This is a genomic window from Pseudoalteromonas sp. SIMBA_162 (assembly GCF_046535955.1).
In the GTDB taxonomy this organism is placed as follows: domain Bacteria; phylum Pseudomonadota; class Gammaproteobacteria; order Enterobacterales; family Alteromonadaceae; genus Pseudoalteromonas; species Pseudoalteromonas marina.
Map to the genome: position 1 here is coordinate 1 of NZ_JAWJBQ010000396.1, position 273 is coordinate 273.

Sequence of the window (273 nt, forward strand, 5' to 3'; positions counted from 1 at the left end):
CACCAGGATGCTGCGCAGTTCCTCGAACACCAGGATCAGGCCGTAGGTCATCAGCACCTGCTGCAGGTGGTTGCGGCGATACAGGTAGCTGAAGAACGCCGCCTCCAGCAGATAGCCGAGCGCGGCCGCGGCCAGCACGCACACCGCCAGGGTGACGACGAAGCCGCCGCCGAGCCAGCGATCCACCGCCGGCCCCAGCGCGAACGCCATGTAGGCGCCGATCATGTAGAAGCTGCCGTGCGCCAGGTTGATGATCCCCATGATGCCGAAGAT

The 273-nt window shown here is 65.6% G+C and carries 1 protein-coding gene; it reads right to left on the reverse strand.

What is annotated here, in order from left to right:
- Positions 1–273 (reverse strand): ABC transporter permease subunit (locus tag R0J88_RS20195; protein WP_410900906.1); only part of this gene is annotated, 273 nt, incomplete at both ends.